Here is a 24,583-nt window from a genome sequence, read left to right on the forward strand (position 1 = left end):
CTTACTTCCAGATGTTCCAGGGCGACAGCAGCCAGCCGCCGACAAAGACCAGGTACACCAGGGTCACGGGGATGAAGATCTTCCAGCCCAGACGCATGATCTGGTCATAGCGGAAACGCGGGAAAGTCGCGCGAATCCAGATGAACATCGACACCACCAGGAAAGTCTTGACTGCCAGCCAGATCCAACCGGGGATGAACGACAGGAATTCGAAAGGTGGCAACCAGCCGCCCAGGAACATGATCACGGCCAGGATGGACACCAACCACATGCTGGCGTATTCAGCCAGGAAGAACACGGCAAAGCCCATGCCCGAGTATTCAACCATGTGGCCAGCCACGATTTCGGCCTCGCCCTCCACCACGTCGAACGGGTGACGGTTGGTTTCGGCCACGCCCGAGATCAGGTAGACGATGAACATCGGCAGCAGAGGCAGCCAGTTCCAGGAGAAGATGCTGGCACCGGCCGATGCCATCATGCCCTTGCCTTGCGCAAGCACGATTTCGGTCAGATTCATGCTGCCCGTAACCATGATGACCACCAGGAAGCAGAAGCCCATGGCGATTTCATAGGACACCATCTGGGCAGATGCGCGCAGCGCACCCAGGAAGGCGTACTTGGAGTTCGACGCCCAGCCCGCAATGATCACGCCATAGACTTCAATCGAAGTGATCGCCATCACCAGCAGCAGACCTACATTGACGTTGGCCAATGCCACATCAGGTCCAAAAGGAATCACCACCCAGGCTGCCAGCGCAGGCATGATGGCCATGATGGGGCCCAGGCGGTACAAGCCGGAACTCGCAGCCGTCGGCGTGATGATTTCCTTGGTCGCCAGCTTCAAGCCATCGGCCAGCGGCTGCAGCAAACCGAAAGGACCCACGCGGTTGGGACCGTAGCGCACCTGCATGAAGCCCAGCAGCTTGCGCTCCCACAGCGTCAGATAGGCCACCGCGCCCATCAGAGGCAGCACGATGCACAGGATCTTGATCAGGTTCCAGATCACCGGCCAGACCAGCGTCGACCACCAGTTCGCTGCGATCAGTGTCAGACCGCCGTTGTAAATCGCGTCAATCATGGTGCCACCACCTCCGAGGATTGGCGGGCATCCGCAGTCATTTGCAGCGCAGGCGCACGACGCACGATTCCATCCAACTGGTAAATGCTTGCGACAACCGGCTCCTGGGTTGCAGGGGCCGACACCGCCATATTCGTCTTGGTGCTGTTGGACAGCAGCTCAGCAGGAACTTGGTCCTGCGAGCGCGTAGCCACGGCCAGCACATCCTGGGACGATTCGAAATCCATGCCTGCTGCGCCGAGCAGATTACCCATGACGCGCAGCACCTTCCAGGCTGGTCGTGCATCACCCAGAGGCTTGACGACTGCATGGAAGCCCTGCACGCGGCCTTCGGCGTTCACGAATGAGCCCGATGTCTCGGTGAATGGGGCAATCGGCAGCAGCACATCGGCGATGTCCATGTTGGCCTTGAACGGGCTCAGGCTCACCACCATCTCGCAGCCTTGCAGACCATTGCTGCCAGCGGCCGAATCGAACGCGGGTTCCGTGTTCAGCAAAATGGCGGCCTTGATGCCACCAGCCAGCATCTGACCAGCATGGAGGCCCTGCCCTTGCGGCACGGCACCCACCCATTGGGCACCCACCGTATTGGCCGCTTCCGTGAGGAAGCCGACGGTCGCACCCGTCTGGGTACCAATCCAGTTGGCAATCGCCAGCAAGGTGCTGGTTTGCGCATGGTGCGCTACCGCATTGCCCAACAGGATGGCCTTTTGCTCACCACTTTGCAGTGCACGAGCGATCTCGATGGATTCAGGCGTGACCGTACCCGCATTGTTCGGCGCCTCGATCCCCTTGGACTGAGCAATGGCGGCCGCGACCGAAGACAGCGCGTAAGCCCACTGCGCAGCAGGAGCCAGCAACTGGTGGGCCACAGGCATGGCCAGATCGAAAGCCTTGGCATTGATTGTGGCGACCACCGCACCCTTGCGGGCAGCCTGGCGAATACGCTGCGCGAACAGCGGATGTTCCTTGCGCACGTTCGAGCCCACCACCAAAGCGGTGTTCAGATCCGACAGCGAAGCAATGGAACGACCCAGCCAGCGAACACCGTCGTCCTTGGCAAATTCGGCATTGCGCAGGCGATAGTCGATATTGCGGCTGCCAAGGCTGCGCACCAGCTCGCCTGCCAGGAACAGCTCTTCCAGCGTGCTGTGCGGGCTGACCAATGCACCCAGTGCCTCGGCGCCATGATCGCGCTGCACACCCTTGATGCCATTGGCAACATATTCCAGGGCGACCTGCCAGCTGACTTCCGACCACTGACCACCTTGCTTGATCATGGGCTTGGTCAGGCGCTCTTCGCCGTTGAGCGCTTCGTAGGAGAAGCGGTCACGGTCGGCGATCCAGCATTCGTTGACGGCATCGTTCTCGAAAGGCACGACACGCATCACCTTGTTGTTCTTGACCTGAACGATCAGGTTTGCACCCGTGGAGTCATGGGGCGAGACAGACTTGCGACGGGACAGCTCCCAGGTACGGGCGCTGTAGCGGAAAGGCTTGCTCGTCAGTGCACCAACGGGGCAAATGTCGATCATGTTGCCAGAGAGCTCGGAATCGACCGTGTCGCCCACCACCGTAGTGATCTCGGAGTGCTCGCCGCGATTGACCATGCCCAGCTCCATCACGCCGGACACTTCCTGTCCAAAGCGCACGCAACGGGTGCAGTGGATGCAGCGGCTCATCTCTTCCATGGAAATGAGCGGACCCACATTCTTGTGGAACACCACACGCTTTTCTTCTTGGTAGCGCGAGCTGCTGCCACCGTAACCCACGGCCAGATCCTGCAACTGGCACTCACCACCCTGGTCGCAGATCGGGCAATCCAGCGGGTGGTTGATGAGCAGGAACTCCATCACCGATTGCTGAGCCTTCACCGCCTTGTCCGAAGTGGTGCGCACAATCATGCCTTGCGTCACCGGCGTAGCACACGCAGGCATGGCTTTGGGAGCCTTTTCCACGTCCACCAGGCACATGCGGCAGTTTGCCGCGATCGACAGTTTCTTGTGGTAACAGAAGTGAGGGATGTACTTGCCCGCAGCATCAGCCGCGTGCATGACCATGCTGCCTTCCGCGACCTCGACCTTCTGACCGTCTATTTCAATTTCAACCATATGCTCTCTCGCGATCAGGAAGAAGCAGCGGTCTGCTTTTCAGCAGCGTTGATCTTTGCTTCGAATTCATGGCGGAAATGCTTGATCATTGCGCGTACCGGCATGGCAGCCGCGTCGCCCAATGCACAGATCGTGCGCCCCATGATGTTGCCGGCCACGGAGTCCAGCATGTCCAAATCTTCCTTGCGGCCATGGCCATGCTGGATACGATCCACCATGCGCCACAGCCAGCCCGTGCCTTCGCGGCAAGGCGTGCATTGACCGCAGGATTCGTGTTGGTAGAAGTACGACAGACGCAGCAGGCTCTCGACCATGTCGCGCGAGTCGTCCATCACGATGACGGCACCCGAGCCCAGCATGGATCCGGCCTTGGAGATGGAGTCATAGTCCATCGTGCATTCCATCATGATGTTCGCCGGCAGCACTGGCGCGGAAGATCCACCAGGAATCACTGCCTTCAGTTGGCGGCCCGTACGCACACCACCGGCCAGCTCCAGCAGCTTGGAGAATGGTGTTCCCAGCGGAACCTCATAGTTGCCTGGCTTGTTCACGTCACCGCTGACCGAGAAGATCTTGGTGCCACCGTTGTTCGGCTTGCCGCACTCCAGATAGGCCTGACCACCGTTTCGGATGATCCATGGCACCGCAGCAAAGGTTTCGGTGTTGTTGATGGTGGTAGGCTTGCCGTAGAGGCCAAAGCTCGCAGGGAAAGGCGGCTTGAAGCGAGGTTGACCCTTCTTGCCTTCAAGCGACTCGAGCAGAGCCGTTTCCTCGCCGCAGATGTAGGCGCCAAAACCATGGTGTGCGTGCAACTGGAAGCTGAAACTGCTGCCCATGATGTTGTCACCCAGGTACCCAGCCGCACGGGCTTCTTCCAGAGCAGCTTCAAAGCGATCGTAGACTTGGAAGATTTCGCCGTGGATGTAGTTGTAGCCCAGCGAAATACCCATCGCGTACGCGGCAATGATCATGCCTTCGATCACGATGTGCGGGTTGTACATCAGGATGTCGCGGTCCTTGCAGGTGCCAGGCTCACCCTCGTCCGAATTGCATACCAGATGCTTTTGGCCGGGGAAGTTGCGAGGCATGAAGCTCCACTTCAGGCCGGTAGGGAAACCTGCGCCGCCACGGCCACGCAGACCTGATTCCTTCATGGTCGCAATTACCTGGTCTTGGGTCAGGCCCTCGCCACCGTCCTTGCCCAGCAGTTTGCGCAGGGCTTCATAGCCGCCACGCGCCTCGTAGTCCTTGATCGACCAGTTGGTGCCGTTCAAACCCGCATAGATCTGCGGATCGATGTGGCGGTCATGAAAGCAGGTTTCGACGCCAGTTGCCTGGAACTGCTTGAGAATTTGAGCGGATGTAGTCACTTGGTGTCCTCCGCTGCGCGCAATCCGTCCACCAGCTGATCCAGTTTCTCGTCATCCATGAAACTGCACATATGGCGGTCATTGACCAGCAGCACCGGCGCATCGGCACAGGCACCCAGGCACTCGGACTGTTCGACGGTGAACACGCCATCGGCGGTGGTATCACCCATCTTGATGCCCAGCTTGTCTTCGAGGTGCTTGAGCGCCTCACGGCCACGGCGCAACTGGCATGGCAGGTTGGTGCATACGCTCAGCTTGTATTTGCCGACCGGATGCTGGTTGTACATGTTGTAGAAGGTGGTCACTTCATGCACGGCAATTTCCGGCATTTCCAGGAATTCGGCAATGACTGCCTCACTCTCCTGACTGACCCAGCCTTCTTCCTGCTGCACGATCGACAGGCAGGCCATCACGGCCGATTGCTTCTGCTCTGCCGGATACTTGGCAACTTCGCGTGCAAAACGTGCTTTTGTTGCTTCGGTAATCATCGGTCAACGTCTCCAAACACGATGTCCAGGGTGCTCAGCACCATCACGGCGTCAGCCAGCATGTGGCCGCGGCTCAACTCGTCAAGAGCGGCCAGATGCACGAATCCCGGTGGACGAATCTTCATGCGATAGGGCTTGTTGGCACCATCGCTCACCAAATAGATGCCGAATTCACCCTTGGGGTGCTCTACAGCCGCGTATGCCTCGCCCTCGGGCACCTTGAAGCCTTCGGTGAACAGCTTGAAGTGGTGAATCAGCTCTTCCATGTTGCTCTTCATCGCTTCGCGATCCGGAGGAGCAACCTTGTGGTTGTCGGTGATCACCGGGCCGGGACTGGCACGCAGCCAATCCACACACTGCTTGACGATGCGGTTGGACTGGCGCATTTCCGCCACGCGAACCAGGTAACGGTCATAGCAGTCACCCGTCGTGCCCACTGGCACATCGAACTCCATGCGGTCGTAGACCTCGTAAGGCTGCTTCTTGCGCATATCCCATGCCACGCCGGAGCCACGCAGCATCGGACCGGTCAGCCCCAGGTTCAGCGCGCGCTCGGCATCAACCACGCCGATACCCACATTGCGCTGCTTCCAGATGCGGTTGTCGGTCAGCAGAGTTTCATATTCATCACAGCACTTGGGGAAGCGTGCCGTGAAATCATCGATGAAGTCGAGCAGCGAGCCCTTGCGGTTGCTGTTCATCAGCTCCAGCGACTTGGCATTGCGCACCTTGCTGGCCTTGTACTGCGGCATGCTGTCAGGCAAATCACGGTACACACCACCGGGGCGGAAGTAGGCAGCATGCATGCGGGCGCCAGAGACGGCCTCATACATATCCATCAGGTCTTCGCGTTCGCGGAATGTATAGATCAGGATGGTGGAGCTGCCGCCGTCATTGCCCGAAGAGCCCAGCCACATCAGGTGATTCATGATGCGGGTGATTTCGGAGAACATCACACGGATGTACTGCGCACGGATAGGCACTTCCAGGCCCATCAGCTTTTCGATGGCCAGGCAGTAGGCGTGCTCGTTGCTCATCATCGAGCAATAGTCCAGGCGATCCATGTAAGGCAGCGACTGGATGAATGTCTTGCTCTCGGCCAGCTTTTCGGTGGCGCGGTGCAACAGACCAATGTGCGGGTCAGCGCGTTGCACCACTTCACCATCGAGCTCCAGCACAAGACGCAGCACCCCGTGTGCTGCAGGGTGCTGGGGACCGAAGTTGAGTGTGTAGTTTTTGATTTCAGCCATGTTTTTTCATCGTGAGGACCGAATGCCTCAGTGCAGGCCTCCGTAATGCTCTTCACGAATAATGCGGGGCGTGATCTCGCGTGGCTCGATCGAGACAGGCTCGTAGATCACCCGGCCCTGCTCCGCGTCGTAACGCATTTCGACATGGCCGGACAGCGGGAAATCCTTGCGGAAGGGATGGCCGATGAAGCCATAGTCCGTCAGAATGCGTCGCAGATCGGAGTGGCCTTCAAACACGATGCCAAACAGGTCGAAGGCTTCGCGCTCAAACCAGTTGGCGGAGCCCCACAACTCGCTCAACGTGTCGACGACCGGAAAATCATCGTCCTGACAGAACACGCGCACACGCAGACGCTGGTTCAGGCTCACCGACAACAGGTGGCACACCACCGCATAGCGGGGGCCATCGGTACCGACATCCTTGTATGCGGAGTAATCCAGACCACACAGATCCATCAGCACTTCAAATTTGCATTCGGGCGCATCGCGCAGCAGTTGCATTGCAGCCAGATAGTCCTGGGCAGCCACTTCCACTGTCACCTCATCCAGCGCCAAGGTCACGGAACGCGCCTTGTCGCCCAGCACACGGGCGATGTTTTGTTGCAGCACAGTCGGCTGTATCAGTTCAACACTCATTCCGACTCCTAGGCGCGCGCAATGGTATGGGTGCGGCGAATCTTCTGCTGCAGCTGGATGATGCCGTAGATCAGCGCCTCGGCAGTGGGAGGGCAGCCTGGAACGTACACATCCACCGGAACAATGCGGTCACAGCCCCGCACCACCGAATAGCTGTAGTGGTAGTAGCCACCGCCATTGGCGCAAGAGCCCATCGAGATCACCCAGCGCGGCTCCGCCATCTGGTCATACACCTTGCGCATGGCCGGAGCCATCTTGTTGCACAGCGTGCCAGCCACAATCATCAAGTCCGCCTGGCGTGGACTCGCGCGAAACACTTCGGCACCAAAGCGACCGATGTCATAGCGCGCTGCAGCTGCGTGCATCATTTCGACAGCGCAGCATGCCAAACCAAACGTCATGGGCCAGATGGACCCTGTCTTGGCCCAGTTCACCACCGAGTCGTAGCTCGTGGTGACAAAGCCCTTTTCCAACACACCTTCAATCATCGTGCACCTTTGTGATTTCCGGTTATTCCCAGGTCAGCGCGCCTTTTTTCCACTCATAGGCGAAACCCACCACCAGAATGGCCAAGAACACGAGAACCGCGATAAAACCAGGCATTCCCACTTCGTGCAGCGATACTGCCCAGGGGAAGAGGAAAGCAATTTCCAAGTCGAAGAGAATGAACAGAATGGCGACGAGATAGTAACGCACGTCAAATTTCATGCGTGCGTCTTCAAACGCCTCAAAGCCGCATTCGTAAGGGGAATTTTTCGCCGCATTTGGGCGATTGGGACCAAGGATGTATCCCGCCACCAGAGGACCTACACCGACAAGAATGCCCACCAGAATGAACAGGAGGACTGGGAGGTATTGATCGAGATTCATCTGAGTACTCACCGCAGGAGCCAACCTGGGTAAGCACAAGACGCGACCCAGGCAGGCCTTTTTTTGTGTTGGTGCCGTCGGCGAGACTCGAACTCGCACAGCTTTCGCCACTACCCCCTCAAGATAGCGTGTCTACCAATTTCACCACGACGGCTGTTTTTGACTGGTCTGGCAGGTGTAATTGCTTTTGCAACAATTTACTTCCCAGACAGACCAAGATTCTACTCTGTAAAAACCCTGATATCGGGGATTCTTTCCAAAATAGTTGACTTATTTCGCTGCGGGTTGCGCTGGCTCGGCAGGCGTTGCAGCGGCAGGAACATCTGCTGCTGCTGCAGGCGCAGGCACAGCGGCATCACCGCCAGCAGCCGGAGCAGCAGGCGTTGCCGGTGCAGGCACCGAAGAGCTTGCGGGAGGCACTGCAGCATCAACAGCCGGTGCATTGGACTGCGGAATGGTTGCAGCAGGGCCCTCCAGTACGCTACCAGCGGATGCAGGACGGGCATTGCCAAAATAAGCCAGTGCCAGCGTAGCTGCAAAGAACACCGCAGCCAGCACCGCTGTGCTGCGCGAGAGGAAATTGGCACTGCCGGAAGCACCGAACAGGCTGCCCGCACCGCCACCGCTACCAAAAGCCGCACCCGCATCTGCACCCTTGCCATGCTGAACCAGCACCAAGCCAATCATGCCCAGTGCAGCCAACATCTGAATTGCCAACAAAATCGTTACCATCATCTACCCTCTTTATCAAAATCGATAGCTGCCCGCGCCTATAAATCAAGCGGCAGCGGCAATAATCTTCAGAAAATCTGGTGCTTTCAGTGCTGCACCACCAATCAAGCCACCATTGATATCCGGCTGTGCCAGCAGTTGCTCGGCGTTGCCTGCATTCATGCTGCCACCATACAGCAGCGGCACCTTGGCCGCCTGGGTACTGGCAGCCGCCAGTTGCGCGCGCAATACAGCATGGACAGCCTGCGCCTGCTCGGGCGTCGCAGTCTTGCCGGTACCAATGGCCCAGACAGGCTCATAAGCAACCACGATTTCCGTTGTGCAGGCACCAATGGCATGGATCACCGCCGCCAGTTGGCGCTTGACCACAGCCTCCGTCTCACCGGCATCGCGCTGCGCCAGGGTCTCACCCACACACACAATCGGTGTGATACCCGCATTCAGTGCCTTCTGCGCCTTGGCAGCCACCATGGCATCGGTCTCGCCATGGTACTGGCGTCGCTCGCTGTGCCCCACCAGGACATAGCGCACGCCGAACTCGCGCAGCATGGCTGCAGACACCTCACCAGTGTAGGCACCACTGTCGTGCGCAGATACGTCCTGCGCACCCAGTTGCACGGCAGAGCCCTGCAGCAAGCCTTGTACCTGGGAGACATAGACGGCAGGCACAGCCACTGCCACATCGCACGCAGCCTGCCCCAGTCCTTGCAGAATTTCTTGCAGCAAGGATTGGTTGGCAGCCAAGCTACCATTCATCTTCCAATTGCCTGCAATCAGTTTTTTCATTGCTCGCTCCAGCTCAGCATGATCTTGCCGATATGTTGGTTGGATTCCATCAGCGCATGGGCCTCGGCCGCACGCGCCACAGGGAACCGGCTATGAATGATGGGACGCACCTTGCCAGCAGCCAGCAAAGGCCACACTTTGGCCTGCAGGGCCTTTGCGATCGCAGCCTTGAAAGCCACAGGACGGGGACGCAGGGTGGAACCGGTGATCTGCAGACGGCGGCGCAGCACCAGGCCGGCATTGAACTCCGCCTTGACACCGCCTTGCACGGCAATGATGACCAACCGGCCATCCTCTGCGAGCGCCTCCACCTCACGGGCCACATAATCGCCTGCAACCATGTCCAGGATCACATCAACGCCCTTGCCTGCGGTGATGCGCTGGACTTCTGCGACAAAATCCTGCGTCCGGTAGTTGATGGCATGGTCAGCCCCCAGCTCACGGCAGGCCTGGCATTTCTCGTCCGAACCCGCCGTCACAATCACTTGTGCACCAAAAGCCTTGGCCAGCTGGATTGCCGTCACGCCAATGCCGCTGCTGCCACCCTGAATCAACAAGGTTTCGCCCGCCTGCAGCGCACCGCGGTCAAACACATTGCTCCAGACCGTGAAAAAGGTCTCAGGCAGGGCTGCCGCCTCCAGGTCCGACAGACCCGCAGGCACCGGCAGGCATTGCGCAACAGGCGCCACGCAATACTCTGCATAACCGCCACCGGCAACCAGCGCGCAGACACGGTCGCCCAGCTTCAACCCCTGCGCGGCCATGGCCGCAGTATCACCGGCAACGATGACACCAGCAACCTCCAGCCCTGGCAGATCGGACGCGCCCGGAGGCGGTGCGTAGTGGCCTTTGCGCTGAAGCACATCCGGGCGATTGACACCGCTGGCAGCCACATGAATGCACAGCTCGCCCTGCCCCGCTTGCGGCATGGGGCGCTCGCCCAGCTTCAAGACGCCTGGCTCGCCAAAGCCGTTCATCTCGACAGCACGCATTTTGTCCATGGCGCTTCCTTGGTACATCACATCATTCACATTGTTCGATCAACAAAAACGCACCCAGGCCCCAGGACCTCGGGTGCGCCCAGCAGGCATTACTGCTGCTGCTGTTGTTGCTGATCGCCCTCAGCACCCACGCGTGGCTCACGCGGCTCGCGGTGCTGGCGTGGTGCACGCTCGCGGAATTCGCGTGGCTCGCGAGGTTCGCGCTCCGGCATGCCCGCTGGACGCTCGGTCAGCGCCTTCATCGACAGCTTGACGCGGCCCTTGTCATCGGTTTCCAGAACCTTGACCTTGACCACTTGGCCTTCCTGCAGGTAATCGGTGACCTTTTCGACGCGCTCGTGGGCGATCTGGCTGATGTGCAGCAGACCATCCTTGCCCGGCAGCAGGTTAACCAGAGCGCCGAAGTCCAGAATCTTCACGACCGGGCCTTCGTAGACCTTGCCGATCTCGACTTCGGCAGTGATCTCCTCGATGCGGCGCTTGGCTTCGTCCGCCTTGGCGCCATCGGTGGCAGCGATGGTGATGGTGCCATCTTCCTCGATATTGATCTGGGTACCAGTCTCTTCGGTCAGTGCACGGATGGTGGCGCCGCCCTTGCCGATCACATCACGGATCTTTTCGGGGTTGATCTTCATCGTGTACAGCTTGGGAGCAAACGACGAGATCTCAGCCTTGGCCTCGCCCATGGCTTCCTGCATCTTGCCCAGGATGTGCATGCGCGCTTCCTTGGCCTGCGCCAGGGCAACCTGCATGATTTCCTTGGTGATGCCCTGGATCTTGATATCCATCTGCAGGGCAGTGATGCCGTTGGTCGTACCCGCCACCTTGAAGTCCATATCACCCAGGTGATCTTCATCACCCAGAATGTCGGTCAACACGGCAAACTTGTTGTCTTCCTTGATCAGACCCATGGCGATACCTGCCACGTGCGCCTTCATGGGCACGCCTGCATCCATCATGGACAGGCAGCCGCCGCAAACCGATGCCATCGACGAAGAACCATTGGACTCGGTGATTTCCGACACCACACGGATGGTGTAGGGGAATTCTTCCTTCGAGGGCAGGCAGGCCGCCAGGGCGCGCTTGGCCAGACGGCCGTGACCGATTTCGCGGCGCTTGGTCGAGCCCATGCGACCTACTTCGCCAGTGGCAAACGGAGGCATGTTGTAGTGGAACAGGAAGCGGTCCTCAAACTCACCAGCCAGGGCGTCGATGCGCTGTGCGTCGCGCTCGGTACCCAGGGTGGAGATCACCAGCGCCTGGGTTTCGCCACGGGTGAACAGTGCCGAACCGTGGGTGCGTGGCAGCACGGAGTTACGGATTTCGATGGGGCGCACGGTGCGGGTGTCGCGGCCATCGATGCGAGGCTCGCCAGCCAGGATCTGCGAACGCACGATGCGCGCTTCGATGTCAAACAGCATGCCTTCGACCTTGACGCCGTCGAACGCTACGCCTTGCTCCGTCAGCGCAGCCTTCACATCGGCATAGGCGGTGCGGCAGGCGAGCGTGCGCACTTGCTTGTTACGCTCCTGGTAAGCGGCGCGCAGCTTGGCTTCGCCCAGCTCAGTCACCTTGGCAATCAGTGCCTCATCCTTGGCGGGCGCAACCCAGTCCCATGCGGGTTTGCCGGCATCGCGCACCAGTTCGTGGATGGCGTTGATGGCGATCTTGCCTTGGTCGTGGCCGAACACCACGGCGCCCAGCATCACTTCTTCAGGCAGTTGCTGTGCTTCGGACTCGACCATCAGCACTGCGGCTTCGGTACCAGCCACCACCAGATCCATCTGCGAATCCTTGCGCTGGGTCTGGCCGGGGTTGAGCACGTATTCGCCATTGATGTAACCCACGCGGGCAGCACCGATCGGGCCATTGAAAGGAATGCCCGAGACAGACAGTGCAGCAGACACGGCGATCATCGCGGCGATATCGGCATCCACTTCGGGATTCAACGAAATGGTGTGGATGACCACGTGCACGTCGTTGTAGAAGCCTTCGGGGAACAGCGGACGGATCGGACGGTCGATCAGGCGGCTGGTCAGGGTTTCCAGTTCGCTGGGCTTGGCTTCGCGCTTGAAGAAGCTGCCAGGGATCTTGCCTGCAGCGTAGGTCTTCTCAATGTAGTCCACGGTCAGCGGGAAGAAATCCTGGCCGGCCTTGGCAATCTTGGAACCGACGACGGTGGCCAGAACCACGGTGTCATCGATGTTGACCAGCACGGCGCCAGAAGCCTGGCGTGCGATTTCACCGGTTTCCATGGTGACCGTATGCTGGCCCCACTGGAAAGTCTTGGTCACTTTATTGAACATGGTCATATTGACTCCTTGATGGATAGCTGGGCACGCAGGCCCTGCTTGATTTAAGGGTACAAACAGAACACGATGCCATTCCAGTGCTGCACTTATAGCTACAAATTTTGCAGCATTGGAATGACACAGCTTCGCTCTGCTTTACACCCTCCGAAGTAAAAAACGCCTGAGCTAGCGGACTAACTCAGGCGTTTTCATTTCACCCCAGGCTTACTTACGCAGGCCCAGCTTGGCGATCAGCGCGGTGTAACGGTCAGCGTCCTTGGACTTGAGGTAGTCCAACAGCTTGCGACGACGGCTCACCATGCGCAGCAGGCCGCGACGACCGTGGTGGTCCTTGGCATGCTCTTTGAAGTGAGGGGTCAGTTCGTTGATACGGGCGGTCAGCAAAGCCACTTGGACTTCTGGGCTACCAGTATCGGAAGCGGAACGTGCGTTGGCCTTTACAACTTCGGCCTTGATAGATGCGGCGATCATGTGTTTTCCTTCTGAAAAATGCAGCTCGCGCTGGCATTTTTGGTTACTTGCGTCGCAGCCGGAAAAGCTTGCGACGTGCGTCTTGCACCATGCAAAACCGGTCGATTATACCAAAGTGCTGAACCGCTGTGCCAGGAACTGCTTTGCGGCGCTAAGAGCGTGTTGACGATCTCTACGCAGCCGCGTTGGAGTTCAATCGGGATGAGTTCGAAGCACTGGGCCGCAGCTTGCACCGGGGTGCAAGCAAGGGCCAGCGTGCAGAAATCGTCCGATTTCACCCCAACCCGTAGGGACAGTGGGTTTGGGGGCGCCCGGCTAGGGACGCCCGGTCAGGGGCGCCCGCAAAGCCATTGTCGCGGCGCAAGGAGATCGTCAACACGTTCTTACATCCACCAGCGCACGGCCGCCGATGCCCCGGCCCCCAGCACCACCACCACTAGGAACGGAGCCCTCAGCGCTAGCGCAATGGCCGCAACCACCAAGGCCGCCAGCCGCGCATCCAGAACCAGTTGCTGGCCGCTGGCAAAGGTGTTCATTGCTGTCAGCGCAGCCAGCAAGGCGATGGTGAGCGAACCCGCAACCCGAGCCATGCGCGGATGGTGCAGCCAGCGTGCGGGCACGCCGTAACCCAGCAGCTTGGTGGCATAGGCAATGGAGCTCGCCAGCAACACCCAGAGCCACCAGTGGGCACCGATCTGTGCAATGGTTTCCGTGCTCATGCGGCGCCTCCTGCGGCGCGGGGTGCCTGCCCACTGCTGCGGGTACAGTAACCCCACACACCGCCCAGCACGGCAGCAATCAGAATCGGAATGCCCGGCGGCACCATGGGCACCGCCAGCATGGCAACTGCCGCAGCCGCCACAGCCAGCGCAATCGGCTCCCGCCCCTTCAGGCGCGGCCACAGCAGCCCCAGAAAAGCAGCCACTGCCGCACCATCCAACCCCCAGCGGCTGGGGTCGCCCAGCGCATTGCCCAGCAGTGCGCCTGCTGCCGTGAAAAGATTCCACAGGACATAGACCCCAACGCCCGCCGTCCAGAAGCCGCGCTGCTGCTCGGTCTTGTCCGCCTGGCCCAGAGCAGTGGCGGCGGATTCATCAATTGTCAGCTGTGCCGAGAGCAGCCGAGCGAGCCCCTTGGGGCCCAGCAGCGCTGCCATCTGCATGCCGTAGACCGCATTGCGCACACCCAACAAGCTGGCTGCGCCCAGCGCAGCCACTCCGGCGCCGCCGCCCGCCACCACACCAACGAATGCAAACTGGGAACCGCCCGTGAACATCAAAAGGCTCAGCGCGCAGGTCTGCCATACCGAGAGACCTGCGGCCACACCCAAAGCACCAAAGGAGATGCCATACAGCCCGGTGGCGATACTGATCGACACCCCCATGCGAAAAGCGGACGATTGCCGCCACAGCGTTGAAAGTTGCATGGGCAGCGATTGTAGGGAAGGCGTACAGGTTGCGCAGGCGCTGTGCTACTTCTGCGTCGCCTGCAGCACATCCAGCCGCCGCTGCACCTGCGCCGCCAACGCGGTATCGCCCTGCTCTTGCGCCAGACGCTGCTGATTGATGAGCCATGCGAGCAGTGCACGGCGCCAGCCCTGGGCAGAAGCAGTGTCGACCGCCTGCTGCACCACCTCCATGGGCAGTGGGCTGCGCACCGCCAGCGCGCCTGCCGCCACCAGACGCGAGAGCGGGTCTTCCATGGCCGCCAGCGCTGCAGCAGCTCCGGTGGCTTGCTGCGCCGCCACGGTCTGCTGGACTTTGGGCAACAGTGCAATGTCTGCAGGCTGCTGTGCGCCGCGCAGATAACGGGCGTAGGCCTGCTCGGGCGCTGCCGCATCCTGAGCCACTGCCTCATAGCCGCTGCATGGGGATACATCCAGCGCAGCCACCTGTGCGGCACAGCGTGCCAGCTCCAGCCGGGCCAGCAGGTCAGGTCGTGCAGTGCGGCGAACCTCCTCACGCGCACGGCGCCACTCTGCATCGGCAACGCGGCTGTTGCCAGACAGGTAGGCATCGGTTGCCCGCTCGGCCGCACCCTGTTCGCTGATGGCCCAATCTGGTACTTTTTGGCCTCCTGCACAAGCCACCAGCGTGCAAGATGCTACCAGAACAATAGCAATCCGATGTACCGCAGAAGAAGAGAAAAAGCGCGTCGGCATCATGGCAGCTTGACCTCCGCCTCTTTTTTGGCAAACGGCCATTTGCGGTTCAACTCGGCCAACATGCCCTCCACCTTGCGCAGGCTGGCCTCGACATCGGCCCGCAAGTCGCCCAGGTTGGAAGTGGCATCCTTCGCGTTGGCACCTACAGCCTGCGCCTCCACCAGCACGGCATCCACCTTCTTGAGGCTGCCGCGCACATCCGTCAGTACGCCATTGAGCTGCTGGACGGTTGCACGTACCTCGGGCATGACGCCCTGCGCGCCAAAGACCTGCTTGTCCGTATTCTTGACCAGGCCATCCAGGCGGGCGAGCAACTGGTTGGCACGGTCGAGGGTGACGGAGATCTTCTTGGCCTCTTCATCTCCACCCAGCGCCACGCCCAGCGCGCCGCCAGGGCCATTCAGTTTGGTGCTGAGCGTGCGCAGTTGCACCAAGGTGCTGTCCAGCGCCGATCCGGCCGAGGTCATCATGTTCAGGTTTTCCAGCAGCTGGCGTGCATTGCTCATCAGCTGCGGCAGCTCCGCCGTGGCATCGCCCAGCAACACGGCGCGCACCGCGCCGTCTTCCAGAGGTGGATCGTCCAGAATGCCCGAGTACGCCTTGATCGTGGTTCCCCCGACCAAACCTTTGACCAGGGTGAACACGCTGCTGATGCGCAGCCAGTGCGCATCCTTTTCCGGCACTGCCACATGGATGCGCACCGTGCCATCCTGGGCCAGCTCGATCTTGTCCACCTTGCCGATGGGGAAGCCCGAAAACGTCATGTCCATGCCAATGGTCACACCCTCGGAGTCTTCAGCCGTCAGGATCAGCTCTTGCTTGGGTTCAAAAACACCGCGCGCATACAACAGATACAACGCCGATCCCAGGATGAGCAGTATCGTGAACAGCAGCAGCGCAGCGGCCTTGCGCTCCAGATGCGGAACGGGCGCCAGGCCATCAATGGCTACGCCATCGGCCACGGCCGTATGCCGCGCCGAAGCCGCTGCATGCGGTGGCACTGGCCGGTCGGCGGAGTCGTGGGGTTCTGGTATATGCATGTGGGCCTGATCTTACCCGTGCTGCAAGCCATGGTAATAAAAATCCTGCCAGCGCTATCTGGCAAAGCATTGTGCGCTATGCATTTGATAAGAGGAAAGCCTCTTGCCCCGGCCATTGCAGACAAGCACCTCGCACCGCTTTATACTGTATATATAAACAGTATTTATCATGCATTCCATCCCGTCCAATCCGGCTCCTGTCTTGCCACCATCGGTTGCCGCCAGCATCTGGCGCGGCGACTGCCTGGTGCGCACGCAACTGGCCTGTACACCTACGGGATGGGAAGCACTGGATTGCGAGTTGCCCGGCAAAGGCTGGCCCAGCCAGTGCCTGACGGAAGTGCTGCAATCCCAGGCAGGCCAGCTGGAATGGCGACTGACAGCCGCCGCGCTGCAGCAGCACAGCTTGCAGCGCAAAGCCATCGTGGCCATCGGCCCGCCGCTGCCGCCTCATGCCAGCGGCCTGGCGCAGCAGGGACTGGCGCCCGAGCAGTTCGTGTGGATCAACACCTCCACGCCGCAGGATCGGCTCTGGGCGCTGGAGCAGCTCATCCGCGCCAATGCGGCAGGCGTGCTCCTCGCCTGGCTGCCGCAGGCCAATCCCGAGCAGATCCGTCGTCTGCAGATCAGCGCGCAGCAATTTGAAGGGCTGGTCTTCCTCTTTCGGCCCAGCAGTGGCCAGCATCAGGCATCGGCCGCACCGCTGCGCCTGCTGGTGCATACCAGCAGGCCCTGGTCACTGCAGCTGCAGATCGTCAAGCGGCGCGGGCCGGCACATACCGGCACGCTCGATCTGCCTGCCGCACCGCACAGCCTGCAAGCGTTCCTGACGCCTCGCATGCTGGGTAGCGCAACCCCCACGCCTTCTTCCACCCCTCTTTCAGCCCCCTCACCCTCTCCTGTACGCCATGACATCGCTTTGGGCCGCACTGCTGCCCCATCTGCAAAACACACAGACCGCGCCACCGCCCAGCCGCATTGATGCCAATATGCATGGCCTGGCGTTGTGGGCGCTGCAGTTCACACCGCGCGTAGCCTGCGTGCCCTCACCTGCGCCGTTTGGCGATGCACTGGTGCTGGAGCTGTCTGCCAGCCAGCGCCTCTTCGGTGGCCGTCAGCAACTGGCCCGGCGCCTGCTGCGCGAAGCCCGGCAACAGGGCGTGCGCGCCATCAGTTGGGCTCCCACCAGCCTGGCCGCCATTGCCCTGGCACGCTGCGGCCTGCGCCACGGCTTTGGCGCGCCACTGGCGCAGGTGCTGGCACCTTTGCCGCTGGCCGCCCTGGATGCGACCGCACACCACGCCCAACTGCTCTCGCAACTGGGCTGCACCAGCCTGGGAGCGGTGCAAGCCCTGCCGCGCGGCGGCGTGACAAGGCGTTTGGGGGCAGATCTGCTGGCCGCGCTCGACCAGGCCTATGGCCTGCGCCCCGACCAATACCCCTGGATAGACTTGCCTGCGCGCTTTGATGCCCGGCTGGAGCTACCCATGCGCATCGATCAGGCCGATGGCCTGATGCATGGCGCGCGCCACCTGCTGCTGCAGCTGTGTGGCTGGCTTGCTGCGCAGCGGGCAGGCATACGCAGTTGCACCCTGCGCTGGTGCCATGACGCAATGCGCTCAAAACATGTGGGCGATGGCGGCGAACTGGTATTGCATACGGCCACCACTACACGCGACGTCGGGCACCTGGCCCGCTTGCTGCAAGCGCATCTGGCCCATGTGCAACTGCTCGCGCCCGTGGGCGAGCTGAGCCTGCACGCCGATGCCCCCGAAGCCCTGCATGAAACCAGTGCCAGCCTGCTACCCGACACCACCGCACAAGGCGAGAGCCTGGTGCAGGTGCTCGAGCGCATTACCGCACGCCTGGGCAGCCACCAGGTGCAGCGCCCCCAACTGCAGGCCGACCATCGCCCTGAATGGCAGGTGCAATGGCAGCCCGCCTGCCAACTTGGCGCTCCATCCCCCGTACAACCAGCCACACAACCCGCAGTGCCACCCCTGCCCCAACCCAGCTTCCTGCTGGCCGAGCCCCTGCAATTGCTGCAGGACGGCAACAGCCAGCCCTTGTACCAAGGCCCGCTGCAGTTGCTGGCAGGGCCGCAGCGCATCGAAGGCGGCTGGTGGCACCGCAGCCCTGGCTTTGTGCTGCCCAGCGCTGGCGAAGCAGATACGAAATCCGACACCGACACCCCGCCTCCCACAATTCCCACGCGCCAGATCGCGCACACCGCCGTACGCGATTACTGGGTGGCACACAGTGCGCATGCAGGCCTGCTGTGGGTCTTTCACACCCGCCTGTCAGCGCAGGACAGCGCCTGGTTTCTGCATGGCCGCTTTGCATGAGCCTTGCCATGACATCCCCTCCCCGCCCCGCCATTCCACGCTACGCCGAGCTGTGGTGCCTGAGCAATTTCAGCTTTCTGCGCGGCGCCAGCCACCCGCACGAGCTGGTGGCACGCGCGCACCGCCAAGGCTATGCCGCACTGGCGTTGACCGATGAATGTTCGCTCGCCGGTATTGTGCGCGCCCATGTGGCAGCCCGCGAATGCGGCCTGCCACTGATCATCGGCGCGCAGTTCGAAGTGCAATGCAGTGATGACGATGCGCCGCCTTTCACCCTCATCGCGCTCGCCTGCAACCTGCGCGGTTACGGCAACCTGTGCGCACTGATTACCCATTTGCGAAGAAGAGCACCCAAAGGGCAATACGCGCTTGCGCAAGCAGCTATCAAGAAAAGAGTGTTTGATGACTGCGTGCTGCTGCTGGCCCCGCACCGCCAGGCAAGCGCCTCCCACATCGATACCCAGGCCCGATGGCTGCAGGATCACTTTGCCGGCCGCTGCTGGCTTGCGGTGCAGCAAGACCGCAGCCTGGGCGACGAAGCCTGGCTGCTGCAGTTGCGCGCTGCCAGCCGCGCCACAGGCATGCCCCTGGTGGCCGCAGGCGATGTGCACATGCACGTGCGCTCGCGCAAACCGCTGCAGGACACGCTCACCGCCATCCACCTGCGCAAGCCGCTGACCGAGTGCGGCTACGGCCTGCAGCCCAATGCCGAGCGCCATCTCCGCAGCCTTTTGCGGCTGGCACAACTGTACCCTCGCGATCTGCTCGATGCCACGCTCACCGTCGCGGCGCACTGCCATTTTTCGCTGGATGAATTGCGCTACCAGTATCCCGACGAGGTCGTGCCCGTGGGCCTGTCCCCTGCCAGCTACCTGCGCCAGCTGACCTACGAAGGCGCGGCCAGCCGTTGGCCGCAAGGCATTCCCACCAAAGCCCAGGCCCAGCTGGAGAATGAACTGGCCCTGATCAGCGAACTGCACTACGAGCACTACTTTCTGACCGTGCACGACATCGTGCGCTATGCGCGCAGCCAGAACATCCTGTGCCAGGGTCGGGGCTCGGCAGCCAACTCGGCCGTCTGCTATTGCCTGGGCGTGACCGAGGTAAACCCTGCCGAAAGCACGGTGCTGTTTGAACGCTTCATCAGCAGGGAACGCAACGAGCCGCCCGATATCGACGTGGATTTCGAGCACGCGCGGCGCGAAGAAGTCATCCAGTACCTGTACAAGAAATACGGCCTGCACCGCGCCGGATTGACGGCGGTGGTCATCCGCTACCGGCGAAAATCCGCGATCCGTGACGTGGCCAAGGCCCTCGGGTTTGCAGCGGAGCAGATCGACCTGCTGGCACGCGACCATTCGCAATGGGACGCCGAACTGCTGCGCAGCGAAGCACTGCAAAAGGCTGGCTTGCAGGCCGATGACCTGGCCGTGCACCAACTGGTGGAGCTGGTGGAGACCCTGCGCCACTTTCCACGCCACCTGTCGCAGCATGTCGGCGGCTTTGTACTGACGCGCGGGCCGCTGTCGCGCATGGTGCCGATCGAGAACGCCAGCATGAAAAACCGCACCGTCATCCAGTGGGACAAGGACGACCTGGATGCCGTGGGTCTGCTGAAAGTGGATGTGCTCGCCCTGGGCATGCTGACGGCACTGCAAAAAATGCTGCACCTGGTTGGCGCGCGCAAGGGCGGCACCTTCGGGCTGGGCGACATCCCGCACAGAGACCCCGCCACCTACGACATGATCTGCGCCGCCGACACCATCGGCGTCTTCCAGATAGAAAGCCGCGCGCAAATGAGCATGCTGCCGCGCCTCAGGCCCCGCAACTACTACGACTTGGTCATCGAAGTGTCGCTGGTGCGGCCCGGGCCCATCCAGGGCGGCATGGTGCACCCGTATCTGCGGCGCAGGCAAGGCCTGGAGAAAGTCAACTATCCCAGCGATGATCTGGAGCACGTTCTGGAGCGCACGCTAGGCATTCCGATCTTTCAGGAGCAGGTCATGCAGATCGCCATCGTCGCCGCCGGCTTCACCCCCGGCGAAGCCGATCAGCTGCGCCGCAACATGGCTGCATGGAGGCGCACCGGCGACCTGCAGCAATACCATGCCAAGATTATCGAGGGCATGACGCAGCGGAATTACACCCCCGAGTTTGCCGAAGCCATCTTCCAGCAGATTCAGGGCTTTTCGGAATACGGCTTTCCCGAAAGCCATGCAGCCAGTTTTGCAATCCTGGTGTACTTCAGCGCCTGGCTCAAATGCCACTACCCGGCCGAATTTCTGGCCGCCATGATCAACAGCCAGCCACTGGGCTTCTACAGCAACAGCCAGCTCATCCAGGATGCACAGCGCCATGGCGTGCAGGTGCTGCCGGTCGATGTGATGCACAGCATGGTGGACTGCACCATGGAATACAGCGGCGGCGCGCAGCCTGCAGTGCGCCTGGGGCTGCGACTGGTCAAACAGTTGTCGCAAGCCCAGAGTGAACGCGTGGTGCAGACACGCAAGGCCGCGCCCTTCATCAGCGCCGAAGACCTGGCCCTGCGCGCCCGGCTGGATGCACCTGCCATGCAGCAACTCGCCGCCGCCGATGCCTTAGCCAGCCTGGAAGGCCATCGCCGCAACCAGCTATGGCAAGCAGCTGCGCCACGGCACAACAGCCCCTTGCTGCAAGCCGCCGCCATCCACGAAAGCCACCTGGAATTGCCCTCGGCCGCCGAGCAGGAAGACATCCACTGGGACTATGCCGCGCTGGGCCTGAGCCTGCGCCGCCATCCGCTGGCCTTGTTGCGCGAACGCCTGCAACGCCACAGGTTCCGCACCCATGCGGCCCTGCGCGATGCGCGTGACGGCAGCTGGGTGCGCGCCTGCGGCATCGTCACTTTGCGCCAACAGCCACCCACTGCCAAAGGCGTGGTGTTCATCACCCTGGAAGACGAGACCGGCAACCTGCAGGTGATCTGCTGGCCCAAGATTCGCGAACACCAGCGTGAGGCGCTGCTGCATTCGCAATTGCTGGCGGTGGAAGGGCGCTGGCAGCGCACGGGCGATGTCGGCAACCTGATCGCCCACCGATTGCGCGATATGTCCGACTGGTTTGACACCTTGCGCATCCGCAGCCGTGACTTTCACTAAGCCCCCCGTTCTGTTGCACCAGGGCATGCAGAAATGTTTTAAATAATTTCATCATTTACGCGCGCCCTTGCTTGTAAGCGCGCCACAATAACGATAGCAGACAGCTTCCTGCCGCAGCGCCAGTTGCGCATGCGTTTTTCTGTCTGCTGCTCTCCTGCAAAGGGCGCATTGAGCGCCCCGGTGTCTGTTCGTCCATGGCCTGTCCCCCGTCCCGTTCCCGCTCTGCATCTCGTGCTGGCAAACGCAGCAACACATCCCGCAAATCCTCCAGCAGCCTGATCGCCCGGCTGCTGCGTCCGCTGATCGGCAAGACTGCCATTGCGACTTACAGCGCAGCAGCTGCGGCAGGGTCTTTCGTGCTGGCCCCCCAGTTGGAAGGTGCCCGCCACTGGGCCAGAGACAAAACGCAGCATTGGCTGCAAACCCAGCCGCTGGTACGCGACGCCGGCCACTGGCTCGAAGAGCAACAGGACCGCTGGGCCAACTGGCAGGAAGCCCTGCAGACCCTGGCCCGCCAAAGCCGTGAATCTGCGCATCCGTCATCCGGTGGCAAGGGGAGCAGCAGTGGGGCCAGCCAGCCTGCTCCACCCAAAGGCCAGGCCGGCAAGCAACCCTCCGCATCAGACAGTTTTGCGCAGTGCGCAGAACAATTGCCCGCCAGCGCCCCGCTCGGGCTGGCCAGCGTGGGTACCAGCTGGATGCCGGTAGCGCTGTGCTCGGATGGCTTTGCCGTGCTGTATTCTGGGCTGTCCAAAACCCCGATCGTCACCATCGAACGGCTCAATCGCAATCGCCTGCAACATGCAGCTGGACAGGAACGGACCGACCGCTTCTATGCCGATGCGCGTCTGCGCTCCGCGTACAAGGCTGATCTGTCCGATTACCAAGGCAGCGGCTACGACCGAGGCCACATGGCAGCCGCCGCCAACCAGAGCACCGAAACCGGCATGGCGCAGTCGTTTGCGCTGTCGAACATGGTGCCTCAGGACCCCACCAACAACCGCAAGATCTGGTCCAAGCTGGAAGGCGATGTGCGCAAGTACGCCAAACGCGCCAACGGCAATGTATTTGTATATACCGGCCCGCTGTTCGAAAGCGGCGCACACACCATTGGCCGCAACCAGGTTTGGGTGCCCAGCCACCTGTACAAGCTGGTGTATGACGAACAGCAGCAGCGCGCCTGGGCCTGGGTACTGCCCAACGACGCAAACGCTACCCTTGGGCCGCCAATGAGCTATGGCCGTTTTGTAGAACGGACGGGGCGTAACTTTCTGCCCCAGCTGCAGTGAACAGGCGCAGGCAGCAGCAGTCCTTCAAAGTACCCTAAGGCTTGGGCTGTAGCACTGCCCCATCCGAGGCTTGCATCCATGGCGCATGCCAGCCGCCACCCAATTCCTGGATCAGTTGCGCCGCGGCCAGCTGCTGGTTCAGCTGCAGCTGGATCAGTGAGCGGCGCGCATTCAGTGCTGTCGCCTGCGCGGTCACCACATCGGTGTATTGCACCTGCCCTTCCTTGTAGCGGTTGAGCATCTGCTGCTCCACCTTCTCGGCCGAATCCAGGCTTTGCTGCAGCAACGGCTGCTGGGCGTTCAGTGCGGCGATGTTGCTGAGCACATCTTCCACCGCCTGGAAGGCTCCCAGCACCGTCTGCCGGTAGCTTGCCGTCTTGGCGGCATGCCCAGCCCTGGCCGAATCCACCTGCGCCGCAGTGGCCCCTGCATTGAAGATGCTCTGACTGATAGACGCGCCCAGCGACCACAGCAGGCTCGAAGCGCTGAACAAATCACCCAGATTGGATCCCGTGCGGCCCAGCGACCCCGACAGGCTGAGGCTCGGGTAGTAGGCCGACTGCGCAATGCCGATCTGCGCATTGGCAGCAGCCACGGCACGTTCGGCCGATGCAATATCGGGCCTGCGCTCCAGCAAGGTCGAAGGCACCACGCCCGGCACCTCCGGCACCGTAACCTGCCAAGGGGCAGCAGGCAGGTCGAACTGTGCTGGCGCCTGGCCGGTCAATACGGCAATCGCATGCTCATAGGTCTGGCGCGACTGGCGCAGTGACTCGGCGCTGGCCTGGGTATTGGTCAGGGTGGTTTGCGCCTGCAGCACGGCCGTCCTGGCTTCGATGCCGCTGTCGTAGCGGTTCTGCGTGATCTGCAGGCTGCGTTGGTAGCCTTCGATGGATTGCTGCAGGATCTGCAGCTCCGCATCAGCCTCGCGCAGCCGGTAGTAGTTCTGCACCAGGCTGCCCACCGCCGACAGTCGGGCGGCGGCAAGGTCTGCCTCGCTCGCCTGTGCGCTGCTCTGCGCAGCGCTGACGGACTCTTTCAAACGCCCCCATACATCCGCATCCCAGGCGGCATTGATGCCCAGCGATGCACTGCCACTGCCGCTGGCCTGGCTGCCGCCCTGGCGTGTCTGTCCGAGCGAGCCGCTGACCGTTGGCAGCAGGCCTGCTCGCTGCACGCGCACCGCAGCCTGGGCTTGTGCAACGGCAGCGGCCGCTGCCGCGATGTTCTGGTTGTTCACCTGCACCTGCGCGGCCAACTGGTTGAGTTTCGCGTCGCCAAACAAGGTCCACCATTCGCCACGGTCCATGGCGTCATTGGGTTGGGCGCCTTGCCATAGTGCGCCTGCCTCTTTGAAGCTGGCGGGCGCTGGTGTGCTCGGCACTTCATACACAGGTGCCACGGAGCAGGCGCTCAACATGCCCGCACAGCACAGCGCAAAGGCCAGAGTGCGCAGCGCGTTGGCGCGTGGAGATGGTTGTTCGCGTTGTGTTTTCATAAATT

At 61.4% G+C, this 24,583-nt stretch carries 22 protein-coding genes and 1 tRNA gene; 4 read left to right on the forward strand and 19 right to left on the reverse strand.

The genetic code is table 11. From position 1 onward, the window contains the following. Window position 1: 1 nt before the first annotated feature. From nuoH to ABIE32_RS10520, 18 genes are all read right to left on the reverse strand, one after another. Window positions 2-1,078, reverse strand: coding sequence for an NADH-quinone oxidoreductase subunit NuoH (gene nuoH / locus ABIE32_RS10435; RefSeq protein ID WP_429015820.1), 1,077 nt, complete (start codon window positions 1,076-1,078; stop codon window positions 2-4). Further along, the gene (gene nuoG, locus ABIE32_RS10440; protein ID WP_429015823.1) at window positions 1,075-3,189 is read right to left on the reverse strand and encodes an NADH-quinone oxidoreductase subunit NuoG; all 2,115 of its coding nucleotides are present in this window, start codon (window positions 3,187-3,189) and stop codon (window positions 1,075-1,077) included. Before nuoG ends, nuoH begins: the two co-directional genes overlap by 4 nt. 14 nt (window positions 3,190-3,203) lie before the next feature. Next, complete coding sequence (nuoF, locus tag ABIE32_RS10445; protein WP_224151807.1) at window positions 3,204-4,559, reverse strand: NADH-quinone oxidoreductase subunit NuoF; 1,356 nt, start codon at window positions 4,557-4,559, stop codon at window positions 3,204-3,206. Beyond that, window positions 4,556-5,047 (reverse strand): NADH-quinone oxidoreductase subunit NuoE, encoded by a 492-nt coding sequence (nuoE, locus tag ABIE32_RS10450; RefSeq protein ID WP_224151806.1) that lies wholly within the window; start codon window positions 5,045-5,047, stop codon window positions 4,556-4,558. The genes nuoF and nuoE overlap by 4 nt, the downstream gene beginning before the upstream one ends. Continuing rightward, window positions 5,044-6,297, reverse strand: a complete 1,254-nt coding sequence (locus ABIE32_RS10455) for an NADH-quinone oxidoreductase subunit D (RefSeq protein ID WP_429015826.1) — start codon at window positions 6,295-6,297, stop codon at window positions 5,044-5,046. Before ABIE32_RS10455 ends, nuoE begins: the two co-directional genes overlap by 4 nt. A gap of 27 nt (window positions 6,298-6,324) precedes the next feature. Then, the gene (locus tag ABIE32_RS10460; protein ID WP_224151804.1) at window positions 6,325-6,933 is read right to left on the reverse strand and encodes an NADH-quinone oxidoreductase subunit C; all 609 of its coding nucleotides are present in this window, start codon (window positions 6,931-6,933) and stop codon (window positions 6,325-6,327) included. A gap of 8 nt (window positions 6,934-6,941) precedes the next feature. Next, window positions 6,942-7,421, reverse strand: coding sequence for a NuoB/complex I 20 kDa subunit family protein (locus ABIE32_RS10465; RefSeq protein WP_021028558.1), 480 nt, complete (start codon window positions 7,419-7,421; stop codon window positions 6,942-6,944). Between the two features lie 22 nt (window positions 7,422-7,443). Beyond that, window positions 7,444-7,803, reverse strand: coding sequence for an NADH-quinone oxidoreductase subunit A (locus ABIE32_RS10470; RefSeq protein ID WP_184705847.1), 360 nt, complete (start codon window positions 7,801-7,803; stop codon window positions 7,444-7,446). 69 nt (window positions 7,804-7,872) lie between these two features. Next, window positions 7,873-7,957 (reverse strand) — tRNA-Leu (locus tag ABIE32_RS10475). Window positions 7,958-8,073: 116 nt separating this feature from the next. Beyond that, window positions 8,074-8,538: a preprotein translocase subunit SecG gene (gene secG / locus ABIE32_RS10480; protein ID WP_429015831.1), complete on the reverse strand. Its 465-nt coding sequence runs from the start codon at window positions 8,536-8,538 to the stop codon at window positions 8,074-8,076. 42 nt (window positions 8,539-8,580) lie between these two features. Beyond that, entirely contained in the window at window positions 8,581-9,321 is a 741-nt protein-coding gene (gene tpiA, locus ABIE32_RS10485) for a triose-phosphate isomerase (RefSeq protein WP_429015834.1), read from the reverse strand. Beyond that, window positions 9,318-10,313 carry an NAD(P)H-quinone oxidoreductase gene (locus ABIE32_RS10490; RefSeq protein ID WP_429016143.1) on the reverse strand — a complete coding sequence of 332 codons (996 nt, stop codon included), beginning with the start codon at window positions 10,311-10,313 and terminating at the stop codon, window positions 9,318-9,320. Before ABIE32_RS10490 ends, tpiA begins: the two co-directional genes overlap by 4 nt. A gap of 98 nt (window positions 10,314-10,411) precedes the next feature. Further along, complete coding sequence (gene pnp, locus ABIE32_RS10495; RefSeq protein ID WP_429015837.1) at window positions 10,412-12,634, reverse strand: polyribonucleotide nucleotidyltransferase; 2,223 nt, start codon at window positions 12,632-12,634, stop codon at window positions 10,412-10,414. Window positions 12,635-12,838: 204 nt separating this feature from the next. After that, the gene (gene rpsO / locus ABIE32_RS10500; RefSeq protein ID WP_184705855.1) at window positions 12,839-13,105 is read right to left on the reverse strand and encodes a 30S ribosomal protein S15; all 267 of its coding nucleotides are present in this window, start codon (window positions 13,103-13,105) and stop codon (window positions 12,839-12,841) included. A gap of 383 nt (window positions 13,106-13,488) precedes the next feature. After that, entirely contained in the window at window positions 13,489-13,824 is a 336-nt protein-coding gene (locus tag ABIE32_RS10505) for an AzlD domain-containing protein (protein ID WP_429015840.1), read from the reverse strand. Beyond that, window positions 13,821-14,531: an AzlC family ABC transporter permease gene (locus ABIE32_RS10510; protein ID WP_224151800.1), complete on the reverse strand. Its 711-nt coding sequence runs from the start codon at window positions 14,529-14,531 to the stop codon at window positions 13,821-13,823. Before ABIE32_RS10510 ends, ABIE32_RS10505 begins: the two co-directional genes overlap by 4 nt. A 45-nt stretch (window positions 14,532-14,576) precedes the next feature. Beyond that, window positions 14,577-15,194 carry a hypothetical protein gene (locus ABIE32_RS10515; protein ID WP_429015843.1) on the reverse strand — a complete coding sequence of 206 codons (618 nt, stop codon included), beginning with the start codon at window positions 15,192-15,194 and terminating at the stop codon, window positions 14,577-14,579. Window positions 15,195-15,265: 71 nt separating this feature from the next. Then, window positions 15,266-16,309 carry an MlaD family protein gene (locus ABIE32_RS10520; RefSeq protein ID WP_429015845.1) on the reverse strand — a complete coding sequence of 348 codons (1,044 nt, stop codon included), beginning with the start codon at window positions 16,307-16,309 and terminating at the stop codon, window positions 15,266-15,268. A 169-nt stretch (window positions 16,310-16,478) separates the two neighbouring features. On the opposite strand from ABIE32_RS10520, the gene imuA reads away from it, so the two are divergent. The 4 genes from imuA (at window position 16,479) to ABIE32_RS10540 (ending at window position 23,080) form a co-directional block, all read left to right on the forward strand. Further along, window positions 16,479-17,291: a translesion DNA synthesis-associated protein ImuA gene (imuA, locus tag ABIE32_RS10525; RefSeq protein WP_429015848.1), complete on the forward strand. Its 813-nt coding sequence runs from the start codon at window positions 16,479-16,481 to the stop codon at window positions 17,289-17,291. Further along, window positions 17,218-18,654, forward strand: coding sequence for a DNA polymerase Y family protein (locus ABIE32_RS10530; protein ID WP_429015850.1), 1,437 nt, complete (start codon window positions 17,218-17,220; stop codon window positions 18,652-18,654). Before imuA ends, ABIE32_RS10530 begins: the two co-directional genes overlap by 74 nt. Window positions 18,655-18,662: 8 nt before the next feature. Then, window positions 18,663-21,791 carry an error-prone DNA polymerase gene (locus ABIE32_RS10535; RefSeq protein ID WP_429015853.1) on the forward strand — a complete coding sequence of 1,043 codons (3,129 nt, stop codon included), beginning with the start codon at window positions 18,663-18,665 and terminating at the stop codon, window positions 21,789-21,791. A 194-nt stretch (window positions 21,792-21,985) separates the two neighbouring features. Beyond that, the gene (locus ABIE32_RS10540) at window positions 21,986-23,080 is read left to right on the forward strand and encodes a DNA/RNA non-specific endonuclease (RefSeq protein ID WP_429015855.1); all 1,095 of its coding nucleotides are present in this window, start codon (window positions 21,986-21,988) and stop codon (window positions 23,078-23,080) included. A gap of 34 nt (window positions 23,081-23,114) precedes the next feature. Here the strand turns inward: ABIE32_RS10540 and ABIE32_RS10545 are convergent, their stop codons facing one another. Beyond that, the gene (locus tag ABIE32_RS10545) at window positions 23,115-24,578 is read right to left on the reverse strand and encodes an efflux transporter outer membrane subunit (protein ID WP_429015857.1); all 1,464 of its coding nucleotides are present in this window, start codon (window positions 24,576-24,578) and stop codon (window positions 23,115-23,117) included. Between the last annotated feature and the right edge of the window lie 5 nt (window positions 24,579-24,583).

The organism is Comamonas sp. 4034, from assembly GCF_050434545.1.
GTDB lineage: Bacteria > Pseudomonadota > Gammaproteobacteria > Burkholderiales > Burkholderiaceae_C > Comamonas > Comamonas odontotermitis.

Bases quoted from the DNA above. Each gene is read 5' to 3' on its own strand.
- nuoH (WP_429015820.1), bottom strand. From the start codon at position 1,078: ATGATTGACGCGATTTACAACGGCGGTCTGACACTGATCGCAGCGAAC.
- nuoG (WP_429015823.1), bottom strand. From the start codon at position 3,189: ATGGTTGAAATTGAAATAGACGGTCAGAAGGTCGAGGTCGCGGAAGGC.
- nuoE (WP_224151806.1), bottom strand. From the start codon at position 5,047: ATGATTACCGAAGCAACAAAAGCACGTTTTGCACGCGAAGTTGCCAAG.
- ABIE32_RS10455 (WP_429015826.1), bottom strand. From the start codon at position 6,297: ATGGCTGAAATCAAAAACTACACACTCAACTTCGGTCCCCAGCACCCT.
- ABIE32_RS10460 (WP_224151804.1), bottom strand. From the start codon at position 6,933: ATGAGTGTTGAACTGATACAGCCGACTGTGCTGCAACAAAACATCGCC.
- ABIE32_RS10465 (WP_021028558.1), bottom strand. From the start codon at position 7,421: ATGATTGAAGGTGTGTTGGAAAAGGGCTTTGTCACCACGAGCTACGAC.
- ABIE32_RS10470 (WP_184705847.1), bottom strand. From the start codon at position 7,803: ATGAATCTCGATCAATACCTCCCAGTCCTCCTGTTCATTCTGGTGGGC.
- secG (WP_429015831.1), bottom strand. From the start codon at position 8,538: ATGATGGTAACGATTTTGTTGGCAATTCAGATGTTGGCTGCACTGGGC.
- tpiA (WP_429015834.1), bottom strand. From the start codon at position 9,321: ATGAAAAAACTGATTGCAGGCAATTGGAAGATGAATGGTAGCTTGGCT.
- ABIE32_RS10490 (WP_429016143.1), bottom strand. From the start codon at position 10,313: ATGCGTGCTGTCGAGATGAACGGCTTTGGCGAGCCAGGCGTCTTGAAG.
- pnp (WP_429015837.1), bottom strand. From the start codon at position 12,634: ATGACCATGTTCAATAAAGTGACCAAGACTTTCCAGTGGGGCCAGCAT.
- rpsO (WP_184705855.1), bottom strand. From the start codon at position 13,105: ATGATCGCCGCATCTATCAAGGCCGAAGTTGTAAAGGCCAACGCACGT.
- ABIE32_RS10505 (WP_429015840.1), bottom strand. From the start codon at position 13,824: ATGAGCACGGAAACCATTGCACAGATCGGTGCCCACTGGTGGCTCTGG.
- ABIE32_RS10510 (WP_224151800.1), bottom strand. From the start codon at position 14,531: ATGCAACTTTCAACGCTGTGGCGGCAATCGTCCGCTTTTCGCATGGGG.
- ABIE32_RS10520 (WP_429015845.1), bottom strand. From the start codon at position 16,309: ATGCATATACCAGAACCCCACGACTCCGCCGACCGGCCAGTGCCACCG.
- imuA (WP_429015848.1), top strand. From the start codon at position 16,479: ATGCATTCCATCCCGTCCAATCCGGCTCCTGTCTTGCCACCATCGGTT.
- ABIE32_RS10530 (WP_429015850.1), top strand. From the start codon at position 17,218: ATGACATCGCTTTGGGCCGCACTGCTGCCCCATCTGCAAAACACACAG.
- ABIE32_RS10535 (WP_429015853.1), top strand. From the start codon at position 18,663: ATGACATCCCCTCCCCGCCCCGCCATTCCACGCTACGCCGAGCTGTGG.
- ABIE32_RS10540 (WP_429015855.1), top strand. From the start codon at position 21,986: ATGGCCTGTCCCCCGTCCCGTTCCCGCTCTGCATCTCGTGCTGGCAAA.
- ABIE32_RS10545 (WP_429015857.1), bottom strand. From the start codon at position 24,578: ATGAAAACACAACGCGAACAACCATCTCCACGCGCCAACGCGCTGCGC.